Origin of the sequence: Streptomyces otsuchiensis, from assembly GCF_004305975.1 — a bacterium.
Taxonomy (GTDB): Bacteria; Actinomycetota; Actinomycetes; order Streptomycetales; family Streptomycetaceae; genus Streptomyces; species Streptomyces otsuchiensis.
On sequence record NZ_BHZI01000237.1, the window covers coordinates 1 to 9,052 of the forward strand.

Genomic DNA, 9,052 nt, shown 5'->3' on the forward strand with positions numbered 1-9,052 from the left:
GTCCCGGCCCCGTTCCGGCCCCACCGTCGCCCTGCGGCTGATCGCCGCCGACCTCCGCGCCCGCCGCGAGGCCGCCGGGCTGACGATGGAGCAGGCCGCCGCCCGGCTCGGTGTCCACGAGGCGACGCTGCGCCGCACCGAGCGGGCGATGACGGGCCTGCGCGCCTCCACCGTCGCCGAGCTGCTGCGGATCTACGGCACCGGGCCCGAGGAGAGCCGACGGGTGCTGGAGGAGCTGTCGGAGGCCAACCGGCCCGGGTGGTGGCACCACTGGCGGGACGTGCTCCCCTCCCACCTGGCCGGGGTCATCGACCTGGAGTCGGCGGCGGACGTCATCCGCGCCTACGCGCCCGGAGTCGTCCCCGACCTGCTCCAGACACCGGAGTACGCCCACGCCCTGCTGCGGCTGCGCCACTCGCGCGACGACACGGCCCGCACCGCTCAGCGGCTGGAGCTGCTCGCCGCGCGACAGCAGCGCGCCCTCCACCGCGAGAGGCCCGCACGGCTGTGGGTACTGATGGAGGAGGCGGTGCTCTCCCGGCCACTGGGCGGCCGGGTCGCGATGCGCCGGCAGCACGAGCGGCTGGCACACGCGGTCGAGGACCGCTCCTCGCCGGTGTCCCTGCAGTTGCTCCCCAACGACTCCGAGCGGCCGCATCCGTTGCTCCACTCGGGACCGGCCGAGGTGATGCGTTTCGGCCACGAGGCGCTCGCCGACCGGCTGATCGTCCGTGGTCTCCATCCCGAGGCCGCGACCGTCAGCGACGATGCTGACGCGGTGCGCACCTACCAGGCCGCCATGGACGCGGCGGCCATGGGCGCGCCACCGCCGCACACCGCACTGCCCGACCCGACGTGAGGACCCAGCAGGCATGAGCGACGACCCGCACCGCGCGCCCGGATCGACCACCCCGGCGCCGGCACCGGAGACCGATCTGCAGCCGGACAAGCCGCACTCCGCACGCGTGTGGAACTACTGGCTGGGCGGACGGGACAACTTCCCCGCCGACCAGGAGCTGGGCGACCTGGTCGCCGCCGGCTATCCGCAGATCCCCGAGCTGGCCCGGGCCTCGCGCGCCTTCCAGCGCCGCGCGGTGCGTCATCTCGCCGCCGACGCGGGCGTCCGCCAGTTCCTCGACGTGGGCACCGGGCTCCCGGCGGTCGACAGCACCCACGAGGTCGCCCAGTCGGCGGCTCCCGGAAGCCGGGTGGTCTACGTCGACAACGACCCGCTGGTCCTCACCCACGCCCGGGCGCTGCTCACCAGCGCCCCCGGCGGCACGACGGACTACGTCCACGCCGACCTGACGGACCACGCCGCCGTGCTGGAGGCGGCGTCCCGGACCCTGGACCTGTCGCAGCCCGTGGCGCTGCTGCTGCTCTCCACCCTCGGGCACATCACCGCCGAGGCCGCCGCCGAACTGGTGCCCGCGTACACGCGGCGGCTGGCGCCCGGCAGCCATCTGGTGCTCTGCGACACGCTCGCCACCCCGCAGACGCTGCGCGCGCAGGAGGCGTACGCGGAGGGGGACACCGAGCCCTATCTGGTGCGGCAGCCGGACGAGATCACGGCGTGCGCGGCCGGGATGGAACTCCTCGAACCGGGCTTCGTCCCCATCGACCGGTGGCGGCCGGACGGCTCGGACGGCGTGCCCGTCGACCAGTGGGGTTTCGTCGCCGTGCGCCGCTGACGCGGCCGACGGCGGTGCGTTGCGGGGCTCCCGGCCCGTCGTCCGGGCGCCCCGCACCACTCCCCTCAGTCGTCCACCCGCCCGAGCGACCCGTAGGCCACGAGGAAGATCCGTATCCGGTACGGCCGTGATGGCACCGGCCGCCGGGCGCGGCGCGTCGCACCCGATGCCCGCGGCGGTGAGGAACGGGCACGGCTCGCGCCCGCTGACCGGCAGGTGGTCGGGGGTTGACCCGCGGGTGGTCCGGCTGCGAGTGTTCGGCCATGCTGACCGGCACGCGCCTCGTCGTACGACACCACGTGGACTTCGTCCGCGTGGCCAGCGCGCTGTGTTGTCGCGGTCGTCTCTGACGGCCGCGCCCGGTGTCCCGGAACGGGTGCGGCGGCTTTCTCCCGCACACCCCCGTTCCGTCACACCGCGAGGTACCACCCCATGCCCGTCACGCACCGTTCCGCGCAGCCGTCCCTGCCCGCCGCCCGCCCGGCGCACTCCCCCGCCTCTCTCTCCGAGCTGGCGCGCCGCGTCGCCGCCCGCACCGGACTCTGGAAGCCGCTGGTGCGGTTCACCGAGCCCGAGCGCTTCTACGTCCGGCTGGAGCAGAGCCGGGACCATGAGGTGTGGCTGCTGACCTGGCTTCCGGGCCAGGGCACCGACATCCACAACCACGGCGGGTCCTCGGGGGCCTTCACCGTGGTGGACGGCGCACTCGACGAGACCACGTTCCGTCCGGGGGCGGCGCCGGCCCGTCCCCGGCCGAGGCTGCTGGGCGCGGGGGCGCTGCGCAGCTTCGGGCCCCGGTACGTGCACGAGGTGGTCAACCGGGGGACGGCGCCGGCGGTCAGCGTCCACGCCTACTCCCCCGCCCTGACGACGATGTCCTACTACCGGCACCTGGACGACGGCACCCTCGTCCTGGACCGCACCGAGGGAGTCGACCGATGACCGGCATCGACAGCCATCTGGAGGAGGCCCGGCGCGGGCTGGAACGCCTGGACCCGCAGCGGGCGAGCACCGCGGTGGAAGACGGCGCGGTCCTGGTCGACACCCGGCCGCGGCAACGACGGGAGGACGAGGGCGGCATCCCGGGGGCGCTGGTCATCGAACGCAACCACCTGGAGTGGCGGCTGGACCCGGCGTCGGAGGGCGCGGTGCCGGAGGCCACGGACACGTCCACGCGGTGGATCGTCTTCTGCGACGAGGGGTACGCCTCGTCGCTGGCGGCGGCCTCACTGCGCACGATCGGGCTGGACCGGGCCACCGACCTGATCGGCGGTTTCCGGGCGTGGCGCTCCGCCGGGCTGCCGGTGTTCCCGCCCACCGGCTCAAACCGCTGAATTCGCTGAACCGGCTGGACCGGCCGGGCCTGACCGCCGCCGGCGCGGTGGTCAGGCGCCGGCGCGCTGGGCGAAGCGCAGCATGTTGCCGGCCGGATCGCGGAAGGCGCAGTCGCGCACCCCGTACGGCTGGTCGATCGGCTCCTGAAGGACCTCGGCGCCCGATGCCCGGATGCGCTCGAACGTGGCGTCACAGTCGTCGGTCGCGAAGATGACACCGCGCAGCATGCCCTTGGCCAGCAGCTCCGCCATGGTCCGCCGGTCGGCGGGCGAGGCGCCGGGATCGGCCAGGGGCGGTTCCAGCACGATCTCCACCTCGGGCTGCGACGGCGATCCGAGTGTCACCCACCGCATGCCCTCGAACGCGACGTCGTTGCGGACCTCCAGCCCGAGCGCGTCCCGGTAGAAGGCGAGCGCCTGGTCGTGGTCGTCGACGGCGATGAAGCACTGCGAGAGTCTGATGTCCATGAGGCCCACGCTAAGGGCGGGAAGCGTGTCGCGCTTCTCCGTTCGTGACCGTCTCGGCCGCTCCTGCCGGGGCGGCCGTCCTGGTCGTCCCGGCCGCCCTGACCGGCCGGGTGAGGATCTTGGCGACGCAGGGCGGGATGACGGCGCTGTGGTCGTGCCGCCGCGCCCGGTAGGCGCTGGGGCTCTCTCCGACCAGTTCGGTGAAGCGTGAGCTGAAGGAGCCCAGCGAGGTGCAGCCGACCGCCAGGCAGACCTCCGTCACCGACAGGTCGCCGCGGCGCAGCAGGGCCTTGGCCCGCTCGATCCTGCGGGTCATCAGGTAACTGTGCGGCGTCTCCCCGAACGCGTCGCGGAAGCTGCGGGAGAAGTGGCCGGGCGACATATGGGCGGAGCGTGCCAGCGCGGGGACGTCGAGGCGCTGGTCGTAGTCGCGGTCCATCAGGTCACGGGCCCGGCGGAGCCGAACCAGGTCCGGTAGCTTCACCCGGCCAGCATCGCACGGCGCGCGGTCAGGACCGGCCGCGCCGCCGGCTCCGGCCGATCCGGCGATGCCCCGGACTGGCCCGGGAGCGGCTGGGCAGGGATTCCACCACCGACGCGGCAGTGGCGACGCGGATGACGACAAGGTGGACCAGATGCGGACAAGTACCAGGCGGAGCAAGCCGGTTGTGATGGCGGCGATACTGGCGGGCGCGCTCCTGACCGGCTGCGGGTCAACGGACGCCACCGCCTCCGACGACGAGGTGAGCGCCTCACCGACCGACGCGGGCGAACCAACCCCCGACACCGCGTCACCGTCCGCGGAGGACACCGACGAGGAGCCGGACCCGGATGCCACCGGGGACGCGCCGGCCCCCGACGACGACGCTGAGGGATGGCGGTACGAGGAGTCCGGGACCGGGGCGCGGGCGGAACGGCTGGCGTCGGTCGAGAGCTCCTCCCCGGCCGGGGAGGGCGAGGGCCCGCGCTCGGCCGTCCTGACCTTCCGCCAGCACGAGAGGGACGGAGCCGCCCTCTACCTCGACCTGCCGTCCGGCGCGGTGGACTGCGCCACGGGCTGCCGGGTGAGCGTCGTAGTGGACGACTCCCCGCCCACCGAGGTGGAGGCGTCCCGCGAGGAGTCCGACGAGCGGCGGTTGTCCCTGGACGACGCGGAGGCGCTCTACTCCCGTGTTCTGGGCGCCGGGACGGTCGGCTTCGAGGTGCCGGTGGAGGGCACGGGCGAGGTGGAGGTGGCCTTCGACGTCACCGGCCTCGACCCGGAGCACTTCCCCGGCTGGTCCTGACGGCGGCCCGCGTGGGCGCGGCGTCGGGGGACGGCGGTCGGGTGGCAGGATGACGTCATGGATGTCCGCCGCAGGAACAACGTGATCGTCACCGGACGGGCGGACGGGCCGGTGCTGGTTCTCGCGCACGGCTTCGGCTGTGACCAGGAGATGTGGCGGCTGGTGGTGCCGGTTCTCGCCGCCGAGTACCGGCTCGTGCTCTTCGACTATGTCGGCTGCGGGCGCTCCGACCGCGCGTCCTGGAGCGAGGCGCGCTACCAGTCGCTGGACGGCTACGCGCTGGATGTCGTCGAGGTGTGCGCGGAACTCGGCCTGGAGCGGGCCACGTTGGTGGGCCACTCGGTCAGCGCGATGATCGGGGTCCGGGCGGCACGCCTGGCGCCGGAGAGGATCGGTTCCCTGGTGATGCTGGCGCCCTCGCCCCGGTACGTCGACGACGAGGGGTACCGGGGCGGTTTCTCCCGCGAGGACATCGACGAACTGCTCGGCTCGCTGGAAGCCAACCACCTCGGCTGGTCGGCGACGGCCGCCCCGCTGATCATGGGCAACCCCGACCGGCCGGAGCTCGCCGACGAACTGGAGCGGTCGTTCTGCGCCACCGACCCGGCGGTCGCCCGGGTGTTCGCCCGCGCCACCTTCCTCTCCGACTCCCGGTCGGAGCTGCCCGGGGTGACGGTGCCCACGCTGGTGGCGCGCTGCGCCGACGACGCAATAGCCCCACCCGAGGTGGCCGATCACGTGCACGCGGCGGTGCCCGGTTCCCGGCTGGTGACACTGGAGGCGGCGGGACACTGCCCGCAGCTCAGCGCGCCCGAGGCGACCGCAGAGGCGATCGGTGAGTTCGTGCGGGCGGTGGCGCGCTGATGTCACGGACCGAGCGCGACCGGCGAACCGCGGACCGGACCTCCGCGTCCGCCACGCAGGAGCGCGGCGACGGCGCGGGCGGGGCCACACCCCCGTCCGCCGACGCGGCGTTCACCGCCCTGCTGGAGGACAGCGCCGAGGAACTGTACGAGAGGGCGCCCTGCGGCTATCTCTCCACCCTGATGGACGGCACCGTCGCGCGGATCAACGGCACCCTGCTGGACTGGCTGGGCATGACCCGCGAGGAGGTGGTCAGCCGCAAGAGCTTCACCGATCTGCTGACGGTCGGCGGCCGGCTGTACTACGAGACGCACGTCTCGCCGCTGCTGCGGCTGCGCGGCGAGGTCAACGGCGTGGCCATGGAACTGCGCCAGCCCGACGGTCGCCTGCCGGTACTGGTGAGCGCCACCGTGAAGAAGGGCGGCGACGGCCAGCCGCTGCTGATCCGCATCACGCTCTTCGACGCCCGCGACCGCCGCGCCTACGAGGCCGAGCTGTTGCGGGGGAAGCTCGCGGCCGAGCAGGCACGGGTCCGTGCCGAGGAGGACCGTACCCGTCTGCAGTCCGCCCTCGCCGTGCTGCAGCGCAGCCTGCTGCCGACGGAACTGCCGCGGGTCCCGGGCATGGAGGTCGCGGCGCACTACCACGCGGCCTCGCGCGACCAGCTGGGCGGCGACTTCTACGACCTCTTCCCGGTCGACGGGTCCCGCTGGGCCTTCTTCCTCGGGGACGTGTGCGGCAAGGGCCCCGAGGCCGCCGCGGTGACCTCCCTCGTCCGCTACACCCTGCGGGCCGCCGCGCTGCACGATCCCACCCCGGAGGCGGCCCTCACCACCCTCAACACCGTGCTGCACGAGCGGTACACCAGCAGCGACCCCCGCTACTGCACCGCGGTCTTCGGGCTGCTGCGCCCGCTGCCCGGCGAGGGCGGGTTCGAGGTCGAGCTGGCCTCCGGCGGCCATCCGCCCGCCCTCGTGGCCCGCCGGGGCGGCGAGGTCGAGGCCCTCAGCACGCCGGGCGGGCTGCTGGTGGGGGTGCTCCCGACCGCCGGGTTCGCCACGGCCCGCACGGTGCTGTACCCGGGCGACACCGTGCTGCTGCACACCGACGGGCTGACCGAGGCCCGGACCGGCGCGGACCGCGCGCTCTACGGCGACGCCGCCCTGCGCTCCTTCACGCGCGACCAGGCGCCCACCTCGGCTCCAGCCCTGGTGGACGCGCTGACCGATCTGCTGCACGGCTTCGGGGACGGACTCGGCGACGACACCGCCGTGCTCGCCCTCGGGGTTCCGGCCCACGAGGCGGACACCGCCACGGCCCCGTCACCGTCGTCCCGTATCCGTCGGGACCTCCGAGCGACCACCGGCGAGAACAACCAATGAACCAGCTCGACATCTCCACCCGTGACACCGCCACCGGCCCCGTGCTGGAGATCCGGGGCGAACTCGACTACGACTCCGCCGGCGAGCTGCGGGCCGCCGTGTCGGCGACCGAGCCGGCCGCCGGGCAGGTCGTCGTCCTGGACCTCGGCGGTCTCACCTTCTGCGACTCCAGCGGGATCGCGACGTTCATCGCGGCGCGCAGTCACGCGCTCGCCGTGGGCGCCGGCATCGCCCTGGCATCGGTGCCCGCCCACACCGCACGGGTGCTCGACGTCATCGGACTGACCCAGGTGCTGACCGTGTATCCGGACGTGGAGAGCGCCACCGTCGCCCACCGGCACGACGCCTGACGGGCACCGGCGCGACACCGGGCACCCAGCCGGACCGGGAGGACCCCGGGGCCGCGGGTGTCCGCGGCCCCGGGGGGCTCACTCCGCCAGCGCCTCCCGCACCCGGTCGGTCAGCAGCGCGACATAGGTGTCCGCCCAGCCGCGGACCGTCTTCTCCTCCCACAGGTCGGTCGAGTAGGCGATGTAGCCGGTCATGACCTCCCCGGCGGGCACCAGCCCGAAGGACGCGTCCTTCGTGACGGCGGGCACGAACAGGTCCTCGACCGCCACGTCGAGGTCGCGGAGGGTCAGATCGGTCCGCAGCGAGTTCTGGTAGGCGAACCCGACGGGCAGACGGTTCGGGATGCCGTCGTCCCCGGACGCCTTCCGGAGCGCCGCGACCACCTTCACCAGGGACAGGACGTGGTCGGCTCCCTCGGTCCCGGCGTGTGCCACCACGTCGACCAACTCGCCGAAGTCCCGGGCCGCGCCGACGGGCACGCGCAGCACATAGAGCCCGGCCGTGCACGCCACCAGGCTCTCGAACTCCTGACGCTCACGGTTGGCGTACGGCACGGTGAACAGGACGTCCTGCTGGCCCGTGACGTCGGCGAGCAGCAGCCCGAGCGCCGCGGCGGTCACCGCGAACGCGGTGCAGCCCCGCCGGCGCGCCAGCCTCTCCACGTCGGCGCGCACATCCGGCGGCACGGTGAACAGCACGACGGAACCCTCACCGCTCGGTTGCGCCGGCCGCGGCCGGTCCGTCGGCAGGTCCAGCCGGAACGGGACGCCCGAGAGCCGGCGCACCCAGTAGTCGGCCCGCCGTGCCTCCTCCTGCGGGCGCCTGGTACCGGTCCGCTGCCACCGGGCGAAGTCCGTGGTCTGCGCCGCCGGGGGCAGTGTGTGGGGGACGCCGGTCAGTGCCTCGTCGTAGAGCGCGGCCAGGTCGTGCAGCACGACGCTGACCGCCCACCCGTCGCAGAGGCCGTGGTGCAGGACGAACAGCAGGACCCAGCTGGAGGGGCCGGTGCGCAGCAGCCGCAGCGCGGGCCCGGCACCTGCGGCGAGGTCGAACGGTGTCCGCGCCGCGTCGGTGCCGATCCGGTCGATCTCGGCGTCGCGGCGCGCGGTGGGCAGCGCCGTGAGGTCCTCCTCGGGAAGGTCCACCGGGCGGGCCGGGAGCACCTCCTGTTGCCACTGCCCGTCCCACTGCGCGAAGCGGAGCCGCAGGGACTCGTGACGTGCGAGGAGGGCGGTGAGCGCCCGGCGCAGCGCGTCGACGTCCAGGCGGCCGGTGAGAGTGATCCGCATGGCGACGTTGTAGACCTCGGGCAGCGGGTGTTCGTGGTGCCCGGTGACGAACCCCTGCTGCTGCAGGGTGAGCGGCGCCCGGTGGACGATCCGCGCCGCCGCGTCCCCGATGTCGTCGCCGCCGAGGAAGCGCACCACCGCCCCGAGGGTCGGCTCCTGGTAGAAGCGGGTCATCGGGAGGTCGGCGTCGAACTCGGCGCGGATGCGGTTGGCCAGGCGGATCGCGGTGATCGAGTGTCCCCCGAGCGCGAAGAAGGAGGTCTCGGGGCCGATGGACCCGGGGTCGGTGTCCAGCTCCGTCGCCCACAGCGCGCGCAGCCGCTCCAGCACCGTCCCGTCCGTGCCGGTGCCGGTACCGGCCGACGCGGGGCGGTCCGGGTCGGCCGG

At 74.1% G+C, this 9,052-nt stretch carries 11 protein-coding genes; 8 read left to right on the forward strand and 3 right to left on the reverse strand.

Annotation, left to right across the window (positions count from 1 at the left end; genetic code table 11):
• From E0D90_RS20000 to E0D90_RS20015, 4 genes are all read left to right on the forward strand, one after another.
• A partial coding sequence (locus tag E0D90_RS20000; RefSeq protein WP_130799503.1) for a Scr1 family TA system antitoxin-like transcriptional regulator occupies positions 1 to 859 on the forward strand: 859 nt, incomplete at its 5' end.
• Between the two features lie 13 nt (positions 860 to 872).
• Positions 873 to 1,691, forward strand: a complete 819-nt coding sequence (locus E0D90_RS20005; RefSeq protein WP_130799504.1) for an SAM-dependent methyltransferase — start codon at positions 873 to 875, stop codon at positions 1,689 to 1,691.
• A gap of 432 nt (positions 1,692 to 2,123) precedes the next feature.
• On the forward strand, positions 2,124 to 2,633 hold the full coding sequence (locus E0D90_RS20010; protein ID WP_130799505.1) for a cysteine dioxygenase: 510 nt from the start codon (positions 2,124 to 2,126) through the stop codon (positions 2,631 to 2,633).
• Positions 2,630 to 3,025: a rhodanese-like domain-containing protein gene (locus tag E0D90_RS20015; RefSeq protein WP_130799506.1), complete on the forward strand. Its 396-nt coding sequence runs from the start codon at positions 2,630 to 2,632 to the stop codon at positions 3,023 to 3,025. Before E0D90_RS20010 ends, E0D90_RS20015 begins: the two co-directional genes overlap by 4 nt.
• A gap of 51 nt (positions 3,026 to 3,076) precedes the next feature.
• Here the strand turns inward: E0D90_RS20015 and E0D90_RS20020 are convergent, their stop codons facing one another.
• Positions 3,077 to 3,493, reverse strand: a complete 417-nt coding sequence (locus E0D90_RS20020; RefSeq protein WP_130799507.1) for a VOC family protein — start codon at positions 3,491 to 3,493, stop codon at positions 3,077 to 3,079.
• A 10-nt stretch (positions 3,494 to 3,503) separates the two neighbouring features.
• Positions 3,504 to 3,932: a helix-turn-helix transcriptional regulator gene (locus tag E0D90_RS20025; RefSeq protein WP_130799512.1), complete on the reverse strand. Its 429-nt coding sequence runs from the start codon at positions 3,930 to 3,932 to the stop codon at positions 3,504 to 3,506.
• A gap of 196 nt (positions 3,933 to 4,128) precedes the next feature.
• Between E0D90_RS20025 and E0D90_RS20030 the strand changes: the two genes are divergently transcribed.
• The 4 genes from E0D90_RS20030 to E0D90_RS20045 are packed head-to-tail and all read left to right on the forward strand — an operon-like array spanning position 4,129 to position 7,375.
• Complete coding sequence (locus E0D90_RS20030; protein WP_130799508.1) at positions 4,129 to 4,779, forward strand: hypothetical protein; 651 nt, start codon at positions 4,129 to 4,131, stop codon at positions 4,777 to 4,779.
• Between the two features lie 57 nt (positions 4,780 to 4,836).
• Positions 4,837 to 5,643: an alpha/beta fold hydrolase gene (locus tag E0D90_RS20035; RefSeq protein WP_130799509.1), complete on the forward strand. Its 807-nt coding sequence runs from the start codon at positions 4,837 to 4,839 to the stop codon at positions 5,641 to 5,643.
• Positions 5,643 to 7,025: a PP2C family protein-serine/threonine phosphatase gene (locus tag E0D90_RS20040; protein WP_130799510.1), complete on the forward strand. Its 1,383-nt coding sequence runs from the start codon at positions 5,643 to 5,645 to the stop codon at positions 7,023 to 7,025. Before E0D90_RS20035 ends, E0D90_RS20040 begins: the two co-directional genes overlap by 1 nt.
• Positions 7,022 to 7,375: an STAS domain-containing protein gene (locus tag E0D90_RS20045; RefSeq protein WP_130799511.1), complete on the forward strand. Its 354-nt coding sequence runs from the start codon at positions 7,022 to 7,024 to the stop codon at positions 7,373 to 7,375. The genes E0D90_RS20040 and E0D90_RS20045 overlap by 4 nt, the downstream gene beginning before the upstream one ends.
• 78 nt (positions 7,376 to 7,453) lie before the next feature.
• Here E0D90_RS20045 and E0D90_RS20050 read toward each other — a convergent pair.
• Positions 7,454 to 9,052: condensation domain-containing protein (locus E0D90_RS20050; protein WP_227870353.1), on the reverse strand; the 1,599-nt coding region annotated here is incomplete at its 5' end.